Genomic DNA, 22,730 nt, shown 5'->3' with positions numbered 1-22,730 from the left:
CCTTTATTTCCTTAATTGCTAACTCTATTAGCTTCTTCTTCTATTCCTGTTTTTCTTTTTCTCGATTTCACGTTCGAATTTCCGAAATTATAGCTAAGACTTAATGCTACTTTTCTGCTATCCCACTGACCCATTCCTTCTGAAACTAATCCATTAAATTCTGATTTTCCAGACCATCCTGACTTATAAAACAAGTCATTCATGCTCAATTTCATATTCAACTTATCATCTAAGAATATTTTCTGCAATCCAAGATTCAAACTCCATGTAGGACCATACTTGAAGACACCTCCCCATACACCAGGACCAGAATAATATCCTGAAATTTCTCCTTTAAATCCAGCTGGCAAAGTGAAAGTCGACTGTTGGAAAATACTGTAAGTAAATGTCTGGACATCTACAATTGCACCTTCTCCATAGTCCGCTTGATTGTCAATGTAAGCCGCATTAACATTAAGGTACATGTTCCACCATTTTTTAATATCAACTGGTGCTGAAATATTCGCACTAAATAATTCTTGCTCAGCAAGATTCTCCCAAGTGATGAAACCTGCTTTAGGATTGGTATCATCTGGAGCAATTAATCGGGTTATCTGATCCGAAGTTTTGCTGTAGCTCAATTTCAAATTATAACGATAAAACAAAGAGTATCCAAGCTCTAAATTGTTAACGATCTCAGGTCTCAAGAAGGGATTTCCTTTTCTAAAAGAAAGCTCACTAGACTGAATATTGAACGGGTTCAAAACATTGTAATCTGGTCTATTGATTCTTTTGCCATAATTAAGAGATACGGTATTCATTTGATTAATCTGATAAGTTAATCCTACCGTCGGAAAATGATTCGTATAATTTAATTCAACTGGCGGCTCTTGTAGTTCTGGGAGAAACGCTTGGAGGTTTCCTGTTGCATCTGTGATTTCACTTCTTACACCAGCAGAAACTGATAATTTCTTAGTGATCGGCCTAGCATAAGTCAGGTAAGCTGCATATACATTTTCCGTATAGTCAAACTGGTTAGATCGTCTATTGTTAATGACTTGACTACCATTTTCTACATTATAAAAACGGAAAGTATTATCTGTCCCGACCTTACTCAACTTAGTCCCTAATCCCACTTTGCCTCCAAATAAATCGTGGTCGTAATCTACCTTAAATGTTAAAATATCAATATTCACAGGAGTCTCATAGGCTGTATTAAACTCAGAGAGTAAATTCGTACTCGTCGGATCAAAATATTGATTAGGCTGTAAAGTGTTATTGTTATTATTATAAATGCCGTAATCGAAATCGACGATCACGTTTTGGACTTTGTCAGAAAAGGCGTAGTTAACATTGACATTAATATTATTTCTATTCGCATCACCTTCATTCTTCGCATAAAGTATACTATCAATTTTTCCAGCGGACTGTTCAGAAGAAATATCCGTCGTATTGGTGCTGTTAGAATTGTTATGGCCAGTTCCTCCTGTAACCAAGATTCCAATGGTCTGCTTAGGCGTTATAAAAAAGTCTGTCCCTACTTTATAGTTTGTAAAATTATAGGTCCCTAGATCTAGTGAGTTTTCATTTAAAATGAAATTATTCTGACGATTTATGAAATTGGTTTCGTGATACTTTTCTCCCATGCCACTGCCCAATGTTCCGAATACATTCACTTTCTTATTTCTATAATTTCCAGATGCATTCACACCTCCTACAGAATATCTACCTTGACTAGCATTAATACCGAAGGAACCATTATAACCTAGGTTTTTATCTTTTTTCAATCTTATGTCTATGATACCAGCGTTCCCTTCAGCTTCGTACTTTGCTCCAGGATTAGTGATGATATCTATTCTATCTATCTGTTCTGCAGGAAGATTAGTCAAGTAAGCTACTAGGTCATCTCCAGAAAGCGGCAATCTCCTTCCGTCTACATAGATCAGGACTCCAGATCTGCTGAGCACAGAAATGTTATCATTGTTATCAACAAGAACACCAGGTGCCTTTCTCAATAACCCCATCCCATTATCACCTACAGAATTAATAGTTCCTTCCACATTAAAAACGGTTCGATCTGGCTTTATTTCTACTAAAACTCTGTTCGCAGTTATAACAGCTTCTGCTAACTGCACACTAGAAGCTTCGAAAACCAATTTTCCTAGATCGACTATTCTTTGATTCTCATTTAGGTCAATATTAGATTTCCTTAGGTCATTATAACCTACATATGTTGCTTCTAAATAATACCTTCCATAAGGAATGTTCGCAAAATTCACTACCCCTTGATCATCAGAGGTTTCGATTTTTGTAATTGTAGAATCTACTGAATTATATAGGACTGCATTAGCATATATAACAGGCATGGATTCATTATCTGTTAGTACGGTTTTTACTTGGCCAGTTTGGCTATAGGCAACGCTATAGGAAAGTATAAGCAAGAAAAATATTAATTGATTCTTAATGGATTCCATAAGGTAATTTTGCGCGAAATTACATATAAAAAAATGCTAGCCGTTAATGAACTAAGTTAAAAAGCTAAATGTTAACAAAATATTATAGTTTGTATTGTAGGGAACACTTCTTATAAAATGGTCTTATGTTTGTATAGGATTTAATACAATTCCTTATATTTGAAGAAGATATGAAAACTGCAGTAAAATATATTAACATGAAAAGTTCATTTTTAAAAATATTTATATTAGCAATATTTGCATTCTCTAGTACTGCAATTCTTGCTCAAGACAAGTCAGATTACTCAGCTCATCAGGATGGTTGGTTAGTAAACTTAGATGAAGCATATGAAATCTCTAAGCAAACAGGAAAGCCAATTCTTGCTAATTTCACAGGAAGTGATTGGTGCGGATGGTGTAAGAGGCTAAGTGCCAATGTTTTTGTTCATGATGAATTTAAAAAATGGGCAAATGAAAATGTGGTTCTATTAGAATTGGATTTTCCACGTAGAACTCAAATTCCTACAAAATATAGACAACAAAACGCTAATCTTCAGCAAGCTTTTGGTGTGAGAGGATTTCCTACGATCTGGGTTTTTAACTTAGATAAAGTAGAAGCTACTAATCAATTCAATATTGAGGCTTTAGGAAAGACTGGTTATGCTAAGACTGTAGCTGACTTCACAGGAGGTGTAGATCAAATGATAGCAAGAAAAGCAGGAGAATAAACAACTTAGATTTCTTTATGTAGAAGAATCAAGTTTTAAAAAAATATAAACTCACGGTTACACGAATGTAACTGTGAGTTTTTTTTTGATAAAAATCTAACACATCAAAATATCTTTTTTCCATGTGCCGGCTACATTAAAGATATTAAATGAATAAATATTACTTCTTCTCTTTGTAGCTGTACTAAAAGTTTCTCTTTAACCTAGCGCAAAAACAAACACCTTATTTATAAATACCCATCTATTTGATAATGCACGCTAAAAGCATAAATTTGCGCGATGAGGTACCGAGAACAGGATCATATTATATCCACCTATGAAGACAGAATAGAAGAATTCAAGAAGTCCTTAGTTGAAAATAAAAAGCTCAGCTCTCAATATTCTTATTTACGTCTGGCTATTTTCTTAGTGGTTATACCTCTAATGTATTTCCTAGCTCAGCTAAATGTTTATGCCGTTATTATAGGTCTAGTCATTGCTATCATATTTTTTGTTCAAGCCGTAATCCGACAGCAAAAATATGATAAGCTAGTTCGAAAATCCGAACACCTCATCTGGATTAATGAGAATGAGATCAGTACCATAGAAACCTTCGATAATGGATATTATGATGGCGAAAAATTTGAACAACCACATCATTTGTATACCGATGATCTTGATATTTTCGGAGCTAATAGCATGTATAGCTTAATCAATAGAGCAAAAACTTTTAATGGTATTCACTACCTAAGTCAGCTATTCTTAACACTTCCAACTAAAAAAGAAATAGCTGATCGTCAAAGTGCTATTCTTGAACTAGAACAAAAATTGGATTGGAGGCAAGATTTTGCGAACACCCTTTTCGAATTCGTCAATGGAGAAAAACGTGACTTTGCTAAAGAGATAGATGCCGAATTACAATTGGAATTAAATTTTGTACAGGGGAAGGTATTAAACTTATACAGAAAAGCATTGCCAATTATTTGGCTAGCCGTTGCAACTCTCTATTTTATCAATATAGACATAGCGAATATCTTCGCATCTGTATTTTTCATGTTCAATTTGGTATTGACCTTTAGAAAAGTAAAAGAAACTACTCATGTTCAAGGCAGACTTTCTAATGCAAGTATTATGCTTAGAAGTTATGGAGATGCATTAGATACTATCTTTTCAGAGCAATGGACTTCACCTTTGCTAAAAACGCAAGTTGAAAAATTCAAAGTATCCGCTGAAAAGGATAGTTCTACGAAAGTACTAAAACAGCTGCAACAAATTATAGAACAACTTGATTATCGGCTAAACTTCATTCCTGCTATCATTCTGAACGGAATGTTTTTGTGGGATTTCAGAGTCTTGTATAAACTGGTAGGCTGGAAAGAAGAGCATGCTGGAAAGTTGAATGAACTTTTCGAATTTGTTGGAGAAATGGAGGCTTTTAGTGGACTAGCTAACTGGTCTTACAATCATCCTCATTACACTATGCCAACCATCGAGGAAGAATATTTCAGTCTTGCCGCCATTGACATCAAGCACCCTCTAATTCCATCTGAAGAAAATGTTGGAAATGATTTCAGCATTCAGAAGGGTGAATATTTGAATATCGTTACTGGTTCCAATATGTCAGGAAAAAGTACTTTATTGAGAACACTGGGAATCAACATGATTCTGGGCTATACTGGCACAAGAGTGGCGGCTAAATCTCTAAGCTTTCCTATTGTAAAATTAATCAGTTACATGAGAATAAAAGACATTCTCGAAGAAAGTGTATCTACTTTTAAAGCGGAGCTTAATCGGATCAAAATGATACTTGATATTCTAAAAACAGATGCACAGTGTTTTATATTGATCGATGAAATGCTGAGAGGTACTAATAGTCGTGACAAATTAATTGGCTCTATCGGAATTGCGAAACGGTTACTTGCAGAAAAGACTTATTCGATGATTGCAACGCATGATATTAAACTGGCAGAACTTGGTCTGGAGATTCCAGAAGGAATTGCTAACTATTACTTCGATATAGACTATGCTGATGGAGAATTGGTATTTGACTATAAAGTAAAACAAGGTATTTGCGAAAACTTTAATGCTTCGTTTCTACTCAGCCAATTGGGAATAGACATGGGTGAGGAATAATTCATCTCAATAATATTTTTTCGCAAAATCAATGAGAAAGATAGGAACCTATTGCGAAAAACTACCTTAAATAAAAAATCTCCATAGCCTCACTAAACGGAGACTATGAAGATTCTTTTCTTATTTTAATAAGTAATCCCTACTTCTTATTTAATCCTGGGCTTCTTTCTATAAACTCATCATAAAGTAAAGTATGTCTACTTTCGATCGGAACGTTCCATCCGTTGATAAACAAATTCAATATTTGAGTTTTCGTTTCGAATGGATCACCGTCAGAAACAAAGAGACTAGCCATTTTTCCTTCTTCTATGCTTCCGTATTTATCAGCAACACCAAAGATCTCAGCGGGAACAATGGTTACCGCTTTTAATGCTTCTTCTACACCCATGCCATAAGCTGCAGCAAATCCTGCATTGAACGGTAAGTTTCTTACATTTTCCGTATCATCGGAACGTATTGCTACTTTAACTCCGGCCTTGAGCATAATACTTGGATTGGTATAACTTGCATCATATGCTGCTTCAGCTCTTGCTGGAACTGCTAACATCGGACCTGTAATAACTGGAAGTCCAGAATCTGCAATTTCTTTTGCTATTTTATATCCTTCTGTAACACCTGTCAAAACGGCTTTGATATCCTTACCTTTTAACCACTTGATTGCCGTTAAGATGTCGTCTTTCTTATTGACTTCTACCATTAACATACGCTCACCATTCACAACTAATTTCAATGCTTCCATTTCTGGATTATAATCAGCAATAGATTTATCCTTGTTCATCGCAGCATACGCTTCCGCTTGTGTCCATATTTTATCCAGATTCTTAATTGCTTTCTCAGTGTCTTTCTTGATATCTTCATCAGATCTCCTATCTCTTCTTCCTCTCTTTCCAGATGAAGGGAAATTCAGAACCACACCTTTGAAACCTGCGTACATCTGATCTGGCGTATAACCTACTAAGCTTATTAAAGAAGCTGTCCCAGCAAATAATCCACCTGCCGGCTTTGCAATGACAGTTGTCACACCACTTACTCTAGTGACAGGGATAAGAACTGAACTTGGATTAATCGCTGTTAATGCTTCCACGTGAGGTGTTAAATCACCAATTTCATTGTTATCATTAGTTAACGAAATAGAACTAACTTCCACTAATCCTAAAGTTGTCCCAGCATCTATCATTCCAGGATATATATGTTTTCCTGAAACATCGATTACTTCTGCATTAGCTGGAGCTGTGATTCCAGATGCAACACTTTTTATCATTCCGTCTTGGATAAGAACATCTGCTTGAATATCTCCTTTCGTGATGGTATGAACGGTTGCACCTTTTAATAAAAAGGTACCGTATGTTGACTTGGCAATTTGTTGTGCATTTAGACTGATCAAACAGAAAAATGCAAATGCTATATTTATAATTTTCATTTTATTTTATTTCTCTGTGAATAATTCCATTGCATCTCTCATACAATTGTCATGATCATGATGCTTCGTGTTTTCGAAAAAAGTTGAAACTTCATCTTCTGGGTTAATGTCAATTCTCATATCTGCAGGATCATTGTTGATATCAAATCGAACAACACCATCTACAATGGTATACTGAGGAATTGCATAAACAGAAAGTGGATGTTTGCTAAAAATCGCGACATCGCCTTCCTTTCCAACCTCTAATGAGCCTACTCTATCATCGATCCCTAATTGCTTAGCAGGATTAATCGTGATTAAAGAAAGTGCTTCCTCATCAGTTAGTCCACCATATCGCTGCGTCTTCGCTGCTTCGTGATACAAGTGTCTAATCAGTTCTCCTGAATCAGAGTTGATCGATGCTACCACACCATTTCTTAGCAAAATCGCTGCATTAAAAGCAGTAGAATAATAAACTTCGAATTTATAAGCCCACCAGTCAGCAAAAACCGAAGCGCCTGCTCCGAAAGCCGCTAGTTCAGGAGCTACCTTAAATCCTTCATTGACATGCTGAAAACATAACTTAGTTATGCCGAAGTCTTTACAAACATTCATCAACATCAAAATTTCATCCGCTCTATAAGAGTGGCAGTGAATAATGATATCACCTTTAAGAATATCTGCAACAGTTTCCTTTTTCAAATCATAAACTGGAGGCACTTTCGTTTTTCCTGAATTATAATCATCCCATTCTTCCATGTATTCTTTAGCTTCTGAGAATGAACGTCTAAATACTTGTTCAACACCCATTCTAGTTCTTGGAACAATTCCTCTTCCTTCACCATGAACTCTCATTGGGTTTTCTCCGAGTGCAAACTTAATCGTACGAGGAGCGCCAACCATTCTTAGTTCATTAGGATCCATCACACCATATCGGTGTTTAATAGTTTCACATTGGCCACCGATAGCGTTAGCCGAACCGTGCATTGCATGAGAAGTTGTTACACCTCCTGCTAAAGCTCTATAAATAGATACATCGAACGGATCGAGTGCATCTCCTACCCACACATGTGCAGTACTTGGATCAGTTGCTTCATTAACAGCATCCAATGCTATGTGTGAATGCGCATCGATAATACCAGGCATAACAAATTGGCCTGTAGCATCTATTGTCTTGGTATCGCTTCCAGCGGAAATCCCCTTTCCTATTTTAGCAATTTTACCATTTGTAATAAGCACATCTGCATTTTCAAGTGTGCCTTTAGTAACTGTAATTACAGTTGCATTTTTGATTAATACATTTCCTGTTTCTTGAGCAAAAGCACCAAAACAGCAAAACATTAATATGGTATATATTATGTATTTCATTTTTCTTTCGTTTTAAAGTTTAGGATCTCCTGTTCTTTCACCTTTTAAAGGAAACGAGCCAAATTCACCGGCTATAACACTTCCATCTATTTCTCCGGCATCAATAGTGAAATCATATTTTAATTTCATTGTGAACCCATCTTCATTAATCTCCATCGGGAAGGATACTCTATTTCCATCAATAGTAAAATCATCAATTTCTTTTTCATCACCTTCATTCTCAATAATTAAAGTATAACTATCATCCGACTTCGCTATACTTATCGTAATGTTTCTTTGATCACCAGGAACATCGATTGTACAAGCATAAAGACCTGTAATCGTGCCTTCTTTCCCTTCTTGCTTCGCCTTCTTTTTCTTCACTTCATATTCGAATTGCTCCCCTTCTACGAAGACATACTTGATCTTAGAATCTTCATCGAAATAAGGTGCTGTTGCAATAAACAGATTAGCGATTTTACCTTTTTCTAGACTTCCCAGCACATTCGAAACGCCTAGCATTTTAGCAGGAGTCAATGTTAGTGAAGTCAAAATCTGATCTTCTGTGATTCCCTGCTCCATCATGATTTTAACGTTTTTCTTTACGTCTTTTCCTTTGATGTCTTTCCCTGAAAAACCGAATTCGATTCCATTCTTAGCAAAAAGAGCAGCTTGCGATTGGTATTCCATAATCGCTTTATCTCTTCTCACCTTCATGGCTTCCACTTCAGGATCTAACTCTTTTTTCTCTTTGTCTTCATCTTTCTTATCCTTCTCTTTCTCTCCTTTCTCTTTTTTGTCACCATCTTTTTCCTTGTCTTTCTTATCCTTTGATTCTGGAATGTCCAAACTGAGAACAAGCGGCATTTTTTGGCTTTTAATAACGTCGATATACTGACCTCCTTGTTTTACATTAACAAGTGCAATATTAAAGCCTAGATCTTTCTGTAATGTAAGTGCGTGAGAAATATCTTTTAATTTCTCCGCTTCCATATATAGGTATTGAGACTTATCAACTACTGGAATTAACGCCATCAAGCTTTTATTATAAGCTGGTCTTGCCATTCCTATAGGATTTGCTTTATACGCCGATTCATGCTTCATCGCATAGCTTGTCTGCCTAAACAAATCGCGATACTTCGCCATAACGCCAATAATCGTGGCTGGATAAATTCGGTTAGCACTTTGGAATGTCCCGATGGTTCCCATGTTTTCTTTCAGTATCGATGAACTTGCATCGTGACCTGAGTGAATGATAATGGAAGCCTTCCCTGGTAACATCCCGTCACTTGGTGCACTCAGACTGGCTGTAAAACCTGCTTCTCTCCATTCTGCAATGGACTTATCTCCGCCGTCGAACACTTCAGATAGGCTTCTTTCTGGTGTAATTCCGGCTCTGTCATTTGGTGGATTACCTGGATTTTCAATTTTTTCTTCGTTTTTCTTCTCCTCTTTCTTTTTTTCGCCAATGTTATTATAAGCGTCAATAAATCCTGGATAAACGTACATGGAATCACCTTTAACAAGAATGGCATCTGCAGGAATAGAAACATTAGTTCCTACATCTATGATGACTCCATCTTTAATAATTAATGTCCCTTTTTCGATTGATTTGCCTGGCTTCTGAATGATATGAGCATTCTGGATAGCATAAGTGCTAGAGAGTTTAATGTCTACATCTTGCGCTCCAATCGAAAATGTAGAAAACATGAGGGCTATAAAAACCCAAAACTTGTACTTCATTTGGTTGGTATTTTATGAAGTAGGAAGGTAAGTAAATTTTATTTCAACTTAAATAGGAAAACTTATAATTTGTTATTTTCATTTTTGCTTTAACAATTCTAAGACGTCGATAAATACTTCATAAGCGCATTCGATTTTTGCTACGAACAAAAGGATGTTTTCATGTTCTATCTATATTGTTACCATCTCATTTTGCTGATCATATAGATAAAACGAGCGAAATAGCACATTGCTTGGTAAAAAAATAAGCAAAGAACTGCTTAAAAGGACGTAACATATTATAAAAATTCATAATTTGTGAGCTAATTTGAACACATTGGCAAAAAAAGCAAAAAATAAAAGCTTCCTTCTTACAGACAAGTGGATCATTATTGGTCTTGGCATATTAGGTTTTATCTTATATGCGAATACTTTAGGTCATGATTTTGCACTGGACGATGCCATCGTTATTACAGATAATGAGTTCACCCAGAAAGGCTTTGGTGGTTTAGCAGATATATTTACCAAAGATACTTTTCATGGTTTTTTTGGAGAATCAGGAAAAGACAAGCTTGTATCTGGTGGACGTTACCGACCCTTCACTCTTGGAATGTTTGCGATAGAAAGAGCCATTTTCGGCACCAGCCCTTTCATTCACCATTTGATTAATATACTACTTTACGCTTTTCTAAGTATTCTCATATTCCTTACTGCTCAACTACTTTTCCAACAAAAATTCCAAAAAGAAACCGCTCAATATCTCGCATTAGGACTCGCTGCTATTTTCTTAGCGCATCCGATCCACACGGAAGCAGTCGCTAATATTAAGGGTCGAGATGAAATCATGGCCATGCTCGGAAGCATTTCTGCAGTCTACATATTGGCTCGAAAACAGTTTCAAAACCTAACTTTTAAAGATTACCTATTCAGTGGCCTCGTCTTTTTTGTGGGGTTACTTTCGAAAGAAAATGCAATTACATTCGTGGCAGTCGCTCCTTTAATTGCATATGTATTTTACAAAAAGCCAATCCAAGCCGTGCTTCCGTTTCTAGTTTCTGCGATAATTTTCATGATCATCAGAACTTCTGTCATAGGTCTAGACTTAGGAGCTGTGCCTTCAGGAGAATTCATGAATAACCCCTATCTCAAAATTGTAAATGGTCAGTATACGCCATTTACAAGTATTGAAAAGTTTTCTACAATCTGCTACACCTTATGGAAATATATTTCTTTAATGGTATTTCCATGGCCACTGACACATGATTACTATCCTAATCACATTAGTTTAAAAACGTTCAGCAACCCGATGGCACTAGCTGGACTAATCAGTTATATTGGATTATTTATTGCTAGCATTTATGGTATTCTAAAGAAGAAAACTTGGGCCTTTTTTACAGCCTATTATTTAATCACGATTAGTATAGTTTCTAATATCGTATTCCCGATTGGCACACACATGTCCGAACGGTTTATCTTTATGCCTTCCTTTGCATTTGCAGGGCTTGTATCCTTACTCCTTTTTAAAAGCAAACCCAAAATTGGATTTTTAGCCCTCGCTGTACTTGTAGCAGTGTATTCTATAATGACGGTAAAAAGGAACCTCGTCTGGAAGGATAATTACACGCTATTCACCACAGATGCATTGACCTCAAAAAATAGTGCAAAAGTAAATAATGCGGCAGGTGGAGTGATAGGAGATTATGTGAAAAACTTACCAGAAAGTCCTGAAAGAGATGCATTAATCAACAAAGGACATACCCACTTAGCAAATGCGATTGCCGCCCACCCCAACTATGTGAACGCCTACTTGCTTAAAGGAAACTTATACTTCTATCAAGACAAATATGAAGAAGCATTACAAATGTATAATACCAGCCTCGCTGTAGATCCGCAATATACTGAAGCAATATCTAATAAGTTCTTAGCGCTTCGATCTGCTGGAAGATACTACGGTGAAAAGAAGAATGATCTTTCGACTTCTGCCCAATATTTAGAACAAGCATTACAACTCCAACCAAACGATTACGAGACCAATAGATTACTAGGAACTTGTTATGGAATCATGGGAAATCATCAAAATGCTTTAAAATATTTTAAAAAATGTGCAGAACTACAACCTAATAATGCTGACATCTTCGTTAACTTAGCGAAAGCCTATGAATTAACCGGGAATACTGAAGAAGCTGCTATTGCAGCAAGAAAAGCTCAGAGCCTAGGTAATAGATAACACTAACTGATTGTTTGATTACAACATCAGAAAATTAAAGACTTTTAACTAATATGCCAAAAACGATTACTTTTTTACTCATTTTACTAACCTCAAATCTGCTTGCTCAGATTACACCTGCTGAAAGGTGGGCAATGGAGACAATGGAAACCATGACCTTAGATGAAAAAATAGGTCAACTTTTCATGATTCGAGCACATTCAGACTTAGGTCCAGACCATGTTGCGCAGGTTGAAAATTACATTAAAAATTACAAAGTAGGAGGACTTTGTTTTTTTCAAGGTACACCAACGAAACAAGCTGAACTTACTAATAACTATCAGAAAATAGCTAATATTCCTTTACTAATCGCTATCGATGGAGAATGGGGATTAGGAATGAGGTTTCCGAAATCAAGCATCAGCTATCCTAAGCAACTAGCGCTGGGAGCGATTCAAGATAATAGTTTGATCTATGAATTAGGTGCAGAAGTAGCTAATGAATTTAAAAGAATAGGGATTCATGTCAATTTTGCTCCGGTGGCTGATGTGAACAACAACCCTGAAAATCCAGTAATTAATGATCGCTCGTTTGGAGAAAATCCAGAGAATGTTGCTTCTAAATCATATGCCTACATGAAAGGTATGCAAGATAATGGATTAATGGCTTGCGCTAAACACTTTCCAGGACACGGAGATACCAATACCGATTCTCATCATGACTTACCAATTATACCCCATGATTATAACCGATTAGATAGTATCGAAATGATGCCCTTCAAGGTTCTTATTAAAGAAGGAATAGAAAGTGTAATGGTTGCACATCTTCATGTACCTACATTAGATGCGGCACCAAACATGCCATCTTCACTATCTTATAAAACGACAACAGGATTACTAAGAGATAGCTTTAATTTCCAAGGACTAATCTTTACTGATGGACTAGAAATGCAAGGAGTTCGGAAAAACTTTCCTCCTGGGGAAATGGAAGCGAAAGCAATTCTTGCTGGAAATGACATCTTGCTTCTGCCGCCAGACCTTCCTAAGGCCGTTAAAACACTAAAGGATTATGTAGCTGAAGGAAAGATTACAACTATTAGATTAGATCAAAGTGTAAAAAGAATATTGGTTGCAAAGTACAATCATGGGTTGTCTATCAGTCCAAGAGTGGTAATGAATAACTTAGACAAAGACATTAACAATAGCGGAGGTATTGCGCTGAAAAGAAAGTTAATAGAGCACTCGATTACACTAGCTAGAGATAAAGATAATATTCTTCCGATCAATATAAAACCAGGAACTAAGGTTGCAAGCTTAAGTATCGGATCTAATTCTACGACAACTTTCCAGAAAACACTATCTGAGTTCAATAAAGTTGATGCATTTAACCTACCTGCTAATTTCCCAGAAGCTAAGATTGCCCAGATGGCGAATATGCTGAAGGATTATGACTATGTAGTGATCGGTGTTTTCGACATGAATAAATATGCAAGTAAGAAATTCGGATTGCACATCAATGCCGTTAAATTAATCAATGCTGTAAGTAAAGAATCCAAAACGGTTATCAACTTGTTTGGAAGTCCTTATGCGCTGAAATTCTTTGACAATTTTAAAACGGTCATGGTCTCTTATACGGATGACAAAATGACTCAAGTCGCGAGTGCTAAAGCCATATTGGGAGGTATGCACATTAGCGGGAAATTGCCCGTTTCAGCTGGAAAGTCATTTAAATTTAGAGATGGTGTAGAAAAAAGAGCTTCGCTGAGTCTTGGATATTCTATTCCTGAAAAAGTGGGCATTTCAAGTGATACGCTTAAACGAATTGAAAAAATTGTTAAAGAAATGATCGCTGAAAAGGCGGCCCCAGGTTGTCAGATTTTTATCGCAAAAGATGGAAAGGTAGTCTATAATAAATCTTTCGGCTATCATACCTATGAACAAAAAATGAAAGTAAAAAACACGGATTTATATGATCTAGCATCTATTACTAAAATTGCGGCAACAACGATAGCCGTTATGAAGATGAATGAATCAGGTCAGATGAATGTCGGTAGTAAGCTTAGCAAGTATATCACTCAACTAGACACAACGGATAAAAAAGATCTGAAAATTGTAGATATCATGGCTCATCATGCAGGACTTGCTGGATGGATTCCATTCTACAAACAAACGGTTTCTAAAGATCGATATCCAAAGCCGCTTTCTCAGTACTATCGATCTGACAAGGATAACGATCACCACTTAGCTGTTGCAGACCGATTATTTATTCGTGATGACTTTGTAGATTCAATATGGACACAGATTTATGTTTCTAAAATGCGAAGTAATACGAACTATAGATATAGTGATCTTGGGTTCTATCTCTTATCACAAGCAGTTGCGAATACTGCGAAAAAACCATTTGACAAATATCTAGAAGATGAATTCTATAAGCCATTAGGTTTAGAAAGAACCTTGTTTAATCCATTAAGTAAGTTTCCTAAAGACGAGATCGTGCCAACAGAAAATGATACCTATTTTCGAATTCAGAAAGTTCAAGGTCACGTCCATGATATGGGAAGCGCAATGCTCGGAGGCGTTTCAGGACATGCTGGTTTATTTTCCAATGCATATGAATTAGGTGTTATTATGCAAATGCTTCTAAATGGAGGATATTACGGAGACACCCAGTTCCTTAAGCCAGAAACCATTAAATTATTTACAACCAGATATCCTCGGTCATCTCGACGAGCAATCGGTTTCGATATGCGAGATCTTAGCGCAAGTGCTAACCTGAATGTTTCAGAGAAAACTTCAAGCCGAACCTACGGACACACTGGATTCACAGGTACATTTGCATATGTAGATCCTGATTACAACTTAGTATTTGTAATGCTAGCGAATCGGACTTATCCTTCTATGAATAATAAAAAGTATATTCGTGGTAATTACAGAGAACGAATACATACGTTAGTGTACAATGCGATGGGCGTTCCCGATAAGGAGGATATTAATAATTAATTCATGAAGCTATCACTAGATATCGCTCGCAGGTATCTCTTCGGAAAGAAATCGACCAATGCGATCAACATCATTAGTTGGATTTCGGTATCTGGAGTTGCCATTGGAACTGCAGCTTTAATCTTGATTCTTTCCGTGTTTAATGGTTTCGAAGGTCTGATATCTGGTCTTTTCAACTCTTACAATCCCGATTTAATCATTACCCCGAAAACGGGTAAGGCTTTCGACGACGACCCCGAATTGTATAATCAGTTAATGGCCATCGAAGGTGTTGAGCTGATTTCTAAGACAATAGAAGAAATTGTCCTTTTTCAATATGACGATCCGCAAGAAGTAGGCATTATTAAAGGAGTAGACCAAAATTTCAGTAAGGTAACTGATATCGATTCTACACTTAGAAGAGGTGCTTTTGTACTAGAATCTGACGACAAGAGCTATGGCGTTGCGGGTGTAGGGATTGCTAGTAAATTAGGTATTGACGTTGATGATGGATATACACCTATCATGGTTCATATCCCAAGGCTAAAAACTTCCAGTCCATTTGCGAAGAATTATAATTCACTGGTCATGTATCCTGCTGCTACTTTTTCAGTTCAGACAGAGCAAGATTATGAGAATATCATTACAAATCTAGAATTCGTACAAAAGTTAAGAGAAGAAGAAGGAACCATCGGAGCGTATGAAATCAAATTAGACCCATTGGTTAAAGAATCTAATGTGAGATCAGAGATTGATAAATTAATGTCTGAACGTTTTGTGATTAAAAACAGATTTGAACAAGATGAGGCTTTTCTAAAGTTAATGAATATTGAGAAATGGGTGAGTTACTCATTAGCTGGATTTGCATTTATATTAATAGCATTTAACCTTGTAGGCTGTTTATGGATGATCGTCTTAGATAAGCGAAAAGATATCTCTATTCTACGTTCTATGGGCTTTACATCTGCAAATATCCAATGGTTATTCATGTTAGAGGGCTTATTAATTTGTGCATTCGGCATTATAATAGGCTTAAGTATGTCATTTATTTTTTATCTTTTGCAGATTAATTTTGGGATCATTAGTATTCCAGAAGGATTTATAATAGATGCTTATCCAATAGAAATGAGGTTAAATGATACCATAATTGTCATATTGACGGTATTAATTATTGGTTTTATGGCATCTATTCCTGCTTCAATTAGGGCTAAATCTATCAAGTCATTTGTGAGAGAGGAATAGCTGTGTTATATTTGCACACAATTTTGAAAAAATTATGGAAATTTGGGAACTAGATTTTGAGTGGCTAAAGGTAAGGCATATCGTAAAGAATGCTTTTAACAAGCCTATTCTGCCAGATTTGCAAAGCATATTATTTTTGATTGGTGTACAAGAATTGGGAAAAGTCCAGACTGAGTTCACTAAAGAAGAAAAGGTAGATATATTACATATAGCTGTCTGTTCATTGCTATCAAGAAAAGGTATCTATGAATTTATCGGTAGAGATGAAGATGCATGGCCACATTATCAGCAACGTATAGGAATTGATAAAGATGGTGTCGAGAACCAGGAAATATTATTAAAAGAGTGCATCATCGACTACTTCAAAGAATTAAATCTGGAGAATGGTGGATTTGATTTAGAAAAATTAGAAACATAAATGAATAAGATTTTATATTTAGTGGTATTGGTTATAGTACTTTTTTCTTGTACTAAACCTCAACCAAGTTTTGTAGCTGGGTATGCGAATGGACCAGAGAATCCAACAGAGATTAGCTTTACTAACACCTCTGCCAATGGAGACTCTTATGTCTGGTATTTTGGTGATGGAGAAACGAGTACCGTAGATCATCCTATTCATACCTTTAAAGCATTTGGTCAGGTTATGGTTATTCTAGAGGCAAGAAAAGGGACTGAAAGCGCTAGAGATACACAGTATATTGAAATTCCAGAACCTCCTAGACAAAAGGTTAAAATCGAAACTCCGATGGGAACTATGATTGCGGAATTGTCTAATACAACTCCTGCTCATAGAGATAACTTTATAAAATTAGTCAATGAAGGATTCTATGATGGCCTTCTTTTCCATAGAGTAATGGATAATTTCATGATTCAAGGTGGTGATCCAGATTCAAGAAATGCAGCTCCTGGCCAACAGTTAGGATTAGGTGATCCTGGTTATACATTAAAGAACGAGATTAGAGAATTGCACTATAAAGGAGCTTTGGCAGCAGCGAGAAAACCTGATGGAATAAATCCTAATAAAGAATCTTCTGGGTCTCAATTCTATATCGTAGAAGGAAAACCATATTCTAGCATAGAGTTAGCTAATGTAGGAAGCCAATACGGACTGACTTTCAATGAATATCATAAGAAAAAATATGCAGAGCTAGGTGGAACTCCATTTTTAGACAACCTCTACACCGTATTCGGTCAGGTTATAGAAGGACTTGAAGTCATAGATGAAATATCGAAAGTGCAAGTTGACTCTGCCAATAGACCATTAGAAGATTTGAAAATGAAAATATCGATTGTCAATGAATAAATTTCTATTATTCGCCTTAGCGCTGTCCATAGCATCATGCTCTAGGCCGATTGCTCGATATACGATTACAGATCAAGATGATACCGCACCTGCTAAGTTGTCGTTCACTAACGAATCAGAAAATGCGGAAACTTATTCATGGGATTTCGGTGATGGTAACACTTCTTCAGAAGAAAATCCAGATTACAAATACTTGTTATCTGGAAAATACGATGTTGCCTTAACCGCAATGAAAGGTAAAAAGAAGAATGTCACTAAAAAAACAATAATCGTGAATGCTCCAGAAATATGTCTCGTCCAGTTAGAAACCAAGTATGGTAATATGCTCATCGAACTATATGAAAACACACCTGGTCACAGGGATAATTTCACAGAGTTAGTTAATAAGGGTTTCTATGATAGCTTATTATTCCATAGAGTAATAGAAGGTTTCATGATTCAAGGAGGAGATCCTAACTCAAGAAATGCAGGTTCAGATGTAAGACTTGGATCAGGCGGTCCAGGCTACCAAATCAATGGAGAGTTTCGAGAAGAAAACGTTCACATAAAAGGAGCGCTAGCAGCTGCTAGACAGCCAGATGGAGCTAATCCAGAAAGGAAGTCTTCTGGTTCACAATTCTACATAGTGCACGGAAATAAAGTTACTGATGCGACTTTAGATCAAATAGAATACAGAAAAGGGATCACATATTCCGAAGAACAGAGGTCATTATATAAAGAAAAGGGTGGATATCCTTACTTAGACGCGGATTATACCGTTTTTGGAATGGTTATAGAAGGATTAGACGTGATAGATAAAATTGCAGAATCAGAAACAAAACCCGGTGATCGTCCCGTTGAGGATATCAAGATGAAATTAACAGTTATTAAATAAGAAAGAATGGATATAGTTTTAGGAATAGATGTAGGTGCGACAGGAATTAAAGGAAACCTCGTTAATATAAAAAAGGGAACTTTAGTAGGAGAACGCTGTAAAATTGCGACACCGAATCACTCTACTCCTGAAAACATTGTTAAAGTCATTAAAAAAATAATCGAACATTTCGATTGGGAAGGCAAAGACATTGGAATTGGTTTTCCTAGTATTATCAGTAATGGCAGAACTTTAAGTGCTGCAAACATTGACAGAAAATGGATGGATTTCGAAGCTGAAAAATTTTTTAAAAAAGAATTAAAGGCTAATCTCTCTCTTATAAATGACGCAGATGCCGCTGGAATATCTGAACGCTACCACGGTGCAGCGAAAGATGTAAAAGGTACTGTGATTTTACTTACACTAGGTACTGGAATCGGTTCTGCGATCTTTCGAGATGGCAAATTAATTCCTAACACGGAACTTGGGCATCTTAAGTACAAAAAGAGCATTACGGAACATTACGCAGCAAATAGCGCCCGAGAAAACAAAGGCCTGAAGTATTCAGAATGGGGCGGAGAACTGGAAAATGTTTTATTGTATATCGAACACTTATTTTCTCCTGACCTTTTTATTCTGGGTGGTGGAATCAGTAAGAAATTTAATAAATACGAGAAATATCTAAGTAAAGTTAGAGCTAAAGTTATTGCTGCTGAAATGAAAAATGAAGCAGGAATTATCGGTGCTGCAATGGCACAGCGTATGAACTAATCGTTTTCTAAATCAATATATCCCATCAATCATAAAAAAAGAGAAGGCCATTTTTTATCTGACTTTCTCTTTATTTTGGACCGAATATAAAACTCGATACATTACAATTGCAATTAGTTGTAATTCACTTATCTAAAGTTTTATACTTATATGAACCTTACATAATAGAATACACCCACCTCATTCTCTAATAAAAATGTCAGCTTTTAGGCATTAGAATTAATACTTCATTCACCTCTATATGCATAGAATCATCTCCTGAATTATAGAGCAGGTTGTATATTGCTAATTACTAGTATCGCAAAAAATGAATTAAATTACTATATCTCACTAATCCACTTAACCAATTCTGCCCTCGTATGCACCTCTATTTTTCCGTATAAATTTTTGACATGGGTTTTCACCGTATTGATAGAAATGAATTGCTTAGATGCAATTTGCTGATTCGCTAAGCCACTAAAAATATCTAATAAGACTTCATATTCCTTATCCGTTAATTCAGCGTGAATTTTATTATTGATATCTTTTAATTCAGGTGCACCTTTTCCTTTTTCATTTTCAAATCTAAACATGGCAATTTCAATCGTCGCCTTTAATTCAACTTCACTAAATGGCTTTAATATATATCCATATGGGAAGGTATGCTTCGCTCGATCTAACGTGGCTTTATCTGCATATGACGTAATATAGATGAAAGGCTTCTTGGTTTTAGTTCTGATGACTTCAGCTAGCTCTATTCCATCTAGATGACCTCTTATATTGATATCTAATAAGATTAGATCAGGATTACGATTCGCAATGATATCTAATGCTTCATCCCCATTGTCTGAAATCCCCACAACATTGAAGTCCATTGACTCTAATATCATTTCTAAATCCATAGAAATTAAAGCCTCATCTTCTACGATCACCACCTTCTTTTTATCTTCCATTTATCTAGGTCAATGTTAAATTTTCATAATGAGTTACAGCTTAATCACAATATTCTTTCTATAAAGTAGCCAGGAAAAAAACCAAATCAAAGCCATATAAGTAAAGGCTTGGAAAAACGATCCAAAATAATTACCAAATGTCGGATTGAAAAAATGCTCATAAGCCCACTTATAAGGGTGTGTTCCATCAAACTTAAACACATAAATAAACAGCCTAAAAACTAATCCAGATAGTGCATAAGCTAATAACGGATTCAATCCAAATACTCGGAATGGATAAGCCCATTTCTTCCAACCAGCAACATCGATAACATAAATCAATATTGCAAATACTAATAATGCTAAACCTGCAGTATATAAAACATAACTACTTGTCCAAAGCGCCTTAATGATCGGGAAACTCATTCCCCAAACCAAGCCTGCACCTACTAACAATGCACCCGCAATCGTATATTCTTGAATCAATTTCGACTTCGATTCTACTGCTAATATTCTACTTCCAAAGATATAACCCAATAAAACGGTGCCTATACTTGGAAGACAACTTAACAGTCCTTCTGGATCAAATGGGATTCCAAAACCGCCATATAAATGTGACTCTCCTAGTATCTTCAAATCCACAGTTCTGACGATGTTATCATCTAATCCATACGGAATTTCTCCTCCGAGTCCATATAATAAAGCCCAATAACCGAGTAAAACGACAGCCGTTATATATGGCAACCAGCTCTTCCTAGCATATAAAACAATGAATGCTGCTCCTCCATATGATAATGCGATCTTCTGTAGAACACCCATGATTCTTAGATCTGCAATGTTTTTATGAAAAAATGGAAACCAATTCAAGAATAAACCCACTAAAAAAATAAGAGCTGTTCGTCTTAAAATCTTTAACGCAATAGCTGATTTTTCTTGTCCAGCTATACGAGAAAATGAAAACACCATCGATAATCCCACGATAAAAACGAAAAATGGAAAGACTAAATCAGTAGGTGTACTTCCTTCCCAACTTGCATGTTTTAAAGGCGTATACACATATTTCCAAGTACCTGGAGTATTCACAATGATCATAAAGCAAATGGTCATTCCTCGAAAAACATCCAAGGAAAGTAATCGTTCTTTCATAATAGCAGATTTATGTCCTACCAATTAGCAATTCTGAATGTCAATCAAGAACACTTTGTCTTTTTTATCAAAATGTAGACAATTTCATTTTCAATCCTAATTGGTATTATGTTGAAAATTAAGAAAATTATATAAGAACACTTACCTTTGCACCTCAAATATTGAATTAAGAATGGCTACACCTACCAGCGTTGCATTTCATACCTTAGGTTGCAAACTGAACTTCTCGGAGACTTCTGGCATCAGACAAATGTTTGAAAAAGAAGGATATCATACTGTAGCTTTCGAAGAACCGGCAGATATTTTTGTGTTGAATACTTGTTCCGTAACAGATTTCGCAGATAAAAAATGCAGGTATGCCGTCCGACAAGCATTAAAAAGATCACCAGATGCTAAAGTGGTAGTTGTAGGTTGTTACGCCCAGTTGAAACCTAAAGAAATTTCAGAGATAGAAGGAGTCGACCTTGTTCTTGGAGCAGCAGAAAAATTCAATATACTTAATTATATTGAAGAGCTGACCCAGCATTCTGGTCGCGGAATGGTCAAAGCGGGTGAGATTAAAGAAGTGAACACATTTATCTCATCTTACTCGATGGGAGACCGTACTCGTACATTTTTAAAAGTCCAAGATGGTTGCGATTACAAGTGTACTTTCTGTACAATTCCTTTAGCAAGAGGTAAAAGCAGAAGTGATACGATCGAAAGTGTATTACAAAACATCACCGACATCAAAGAAAAAGGAACTAGAGAGATCGTTCTTACTGGTGTTAACTTGGGAGACTTCGGAAATGGTACAGAAGTCATCGAAGGGACCAGAACTAAGAAAGAAGCCATGTTTATCGATCTGGTACAAGAAATCGAAAAACATGACGGCGTAGATCGTTACCGAATATCATCTATCGAACCGAATTTATGTACGGACGAAGTAATCGAATTTGTTAGTCAATCGGAAAAATTTGCTCATCACTTCCATATGCCGCTCCAGTCCGGATCGAATAAAATCTTAGGCATGATGAAGCGCAGATACCGAAGAGAACTTTATGCTTCTCGAGTAGCTAAGGTGAAATCCTTGATGCCAGATGCTTGTATAGGTGTAGATGTCATCGTAGGATTCCCAGGAGAAACACAAGAAGATTTCTTAGAAACTTATCATTTTCTGAAGGAGTTAGACATCGATTATCTTCATGTATTCACTTATTCAGAAAGACCGAATACGCCTGCTGCTGAGCTTGGCGGGAAAGTTCCGATGAATATAAGACGAGAAAGAAATGAAATGTTACGCATCTTATCGGAAAAGAAAAAACGAGCTTTTTATAATCGTCAAGTAGGAACAACTAGAACGGTCATCTTCGAAGATGGCAATGTAGGATTCACAGAGAACTACGTAAAGGTATTTCAAGAAGGAGCGATCCCAAATTCAATTATGAAAGTTAAACTGGAAAGACTGAATGTAGAAGGTTTAATGGAAGCCCGATCGTCAGTTTTGAGTCTTTAGTGTTGAGTCAATATAGAAAAGTTGAGTTACATAATAGACCTCGACTTTAGGTTGATATATTTTAGCCCCATCGCTTTTTCTCACC

Annotated in this window: 16 protein-coding genes; 10 read left to right on the top strand and 6 right to left on the bottom strand. The window is 36.2% G+C overall.

The window, feature by feature from the left end:
- Positions 1 to 11: 11 nt before the first annotated feature.
- Positions 12 to 2,453, bottom strand: coding sequence for a TonB-dependent receptor (locus L2586_RS00135; RefSeq protein WP_235290722.1), 2,442 nt, complete (start codon positions 2,451 to 2,453; stop codon positions 12 to 14).
- 197 nt (positions 2,454 to 2,650) lie between these two features.
- Between L2586_RS00135 and L2586_RS00130 the strand changes: the two genes are divergently transcribed.
- Both L2586_RS00130 and L2586_RS00125 read left to right on the top strand, forming a co-directional pair.
- A complete protein-coding gene (locus L2586_RS00130; RefSeq protein WP_235290721.1) occupies positions 2,651 to 3,160 on the top strand; it encodes a thioredoxin family protein in 510 nt (169 codons plus the stop codon).
- A gap of 279 nt (positions 3,161 to 3,439) precedes the next feature.
- Positions 3,440 to 5,272: a MutS-related protein gene (locus tag L2586_RS00125; protein WP_235290720.1), complete on the top strand. Its 1,833-nt coding sequence runs from the start codon at positions 3,440 to 3,442 to the stop codon at positions 5,270 to 5,272.
- A gap of 139 nt (positions 5,273 to 5,411) precedes the next feature.
- Here L2586_RS00125 and L2586_RS24595 read toward each other — a convergent pair whose 3' ends face one another.
- From L2586_RS24595 to L2586_RS00105, 3 genes are read right to left on the bottom strand one after another with little or no spacing between them, the layout of a single operon-like run.
- Entirely contained in the window at positions 5,412 to 6,692 is a 1,281-nt protein-coding gene (locus tag L2586_RS24595) for an amidohydrolase family protein (RefSeq protein WP_284283767.1), read from the bottom strand.
- A 6-nt stretch (positions 6,693 to 6,698) separates the two neighbouring features.
- On the bottom strand, positions 6,699 to 8,039 hold the full coding sequence (locus tag L2586_RS00110; RefSeq protein ID WP_235290719.1) for an amidohydrolase: 1,341 nt from the start codon (positions 8,037 to 8,039) through the stop codon (positions 6,699 to 6,701).
- Positions 8,040 to 8,051: 12 nt separating this feature from the next.
- Positions 8,052 to 9,761, bottom strand: coding sequence for an amidohydrolase family protein (locus tag L2586_RS00105; protein WP_235290718.1), 1,710 nt, complete (start codon positions 9,759 to 9,761; stop codon positions 8,052 to 8,054).
- Between the two features lie 316 nt (positions 9,762 to 10,077).
- Here L2586_RS00105 and L2586_RS00100 point away from each other — a divergent pair, with 316 nt between their 5' ends.
- Genes L2586_RS00100 through ppgK form a run of 7 tightly spaced genes read left to right on the top strand, consistent with a single transcriptional unit; the run spans position 10,078 to position 19,093 of the window.
- Positions 10,078 to 11,967: a tetratricopeptide repeat protein gene (locus tag L2586_RS00100; RefSeq protein WP_235290717.1), complete on the top strand. Its 1,890-nt coding sequence runs from the start codon at positions 10,078 to 10,080 to the stop codon at positions 11,965 to 11,967.
- Between the two features lie 53 nt (positions 11,968 to 12,020).
- The gene (locus tag L2586_RS00095) at positions 12,021 to 14,945 is read left to right on the top strand and encodes a glycoside hydrolase family 3 N-terminal domain-containing protein (protein WP_235290716.1); all 2,925 of its coding nucleotides are present in this window, start codon (positions 12,021 to 12,023) and stop codon (positions 14,943 to 14,945) included.
- A 3-nt stretch (positions 14,946 to 14,948) separates the two neighbouring features.
- Positions 14,949 to 16,166, top strand: a complete 1,218-nt coding sequence (locus tag L2586_RS00090) for an FtsX-like permease family protein (RefSeq protein WP_235290715.1) — start codon at positions 14,949 to 14,951, stop codon at positions 16,164 to 16,166.
- A gap of 34 nt (positions 16,167 to 16,200) precedes the next feature.
- Positions 16,201 to 16,584 (top strand): hypothetical protein, encoded by a 384-nt coding sequence (locus tag L2586_RS00085; RefSeq protein WP_235290714.1) that lies wholly within the window; start codon positions 16,201 to 16,203, stop codon positions 16,582 to 16,584.
- The gene (locus L2586_RS00080; protein ID WP_235290713.1) at positions 16,585 to 17,469 is read left to right on the top strand and encodes a peptidylprolyl isomerase; all 885 of its coding nucleotides are present in this window, start codon (positions 16,585 to 16,587) and stop codon (positions 17,467 to 17,469) included.
- Positions 17,462 to 18,343, top strand: a complete 882-nt coding sequence (locus L2586_RS00075; RefSeq protein ID WP_235290712.1) for a peptidylprolyl isomerase — start codon at positions 17,462 to 17,464, stop codon at positions 18,341 to 18,343. Before L2586_RS00080 ends, L2586_RS00075 begins: the two co-directional genes overlap by 8 nt.
- A gap of 6 nt (positions 18,344 to 18,349) precedes the next feature.
- On the top strand, positions 18,350 to 19,093 hold the full coding sequence (gene ppgK, locus L2586_RS00070) for a polyphosphate--glucose phosphotransferase (RefSeq protein ID WP_235290711.1): 744 nt from the start codon (positions 18,350 to 18,352) through the stop codon (positions 19,091 to 19,093).
- A gap of 320 nt (positions 19,094 to 19,413) precedes the next feature.
- On the opposite strand, the gene L2586_RS00065 is transcribed toward ppgK, so the two are convergent.
- The gene (locus L2586_RS00065; RefSeq protein WP_235290710.1) at positions 19,414 to 20,025 is read right to left on the bottom strand and encodes a response regulator transcription factor; all 612 of its coding nucleotides are present in this window, start codon (positions 20,023 to 20,025) and stop codon (positions 19,414 to 19,416) included.
- 33 nt (positions 20,026 to 20,058) lie between these two features.
- Positions 20,059 to 21,150 carry an acyltransferase family protein gene (locus tag L2586_RS00060; RefSeq protein WP_235290709.1) on the bottom strand — a complete coding sequence of 364 codons (1,092 nt, stop codon included), beginning with the start codon at positions 21,148 to 21,150 and terminating at the stop codon, positions 20,059 to 20,061.
- 172 nt (positions 21,151 to 21,322) lie between these two features.
- On the opposite strand from L2586_RS00060, the gene mtaB reads away from it, so the two are divergent.
- Complete coding sequence (gene mtaB, locus L2586_RS00055) at positions 21,323 to 22,645, top strand: tRNA (N(6)-L-threonylcarbamoyladenosine(37)-C(2))-methylthiotransferase MtaB (protein WP_235290708.1); 1,323 nt, start codon at positions 21,323 to 21,325, stop codon at positions 22,643 to 22,645.
- The last annotated feature ends 85 nt before the right edge of the window (positions 22,646 to 22,730 follow it).

The organism is Portibacter lacus, assembly GCF_021533215.1.
Lineage (GTDB): Bacteria > Bacteroidota > Bacteroidia > Chitinophagales > Saprospiraceae > Portibacter > Portibacter lacus.
Note: the sequence above shows the minus strand (reverse complement) of the source record. Positions and strands in the feature narration are given on the sequence as shown.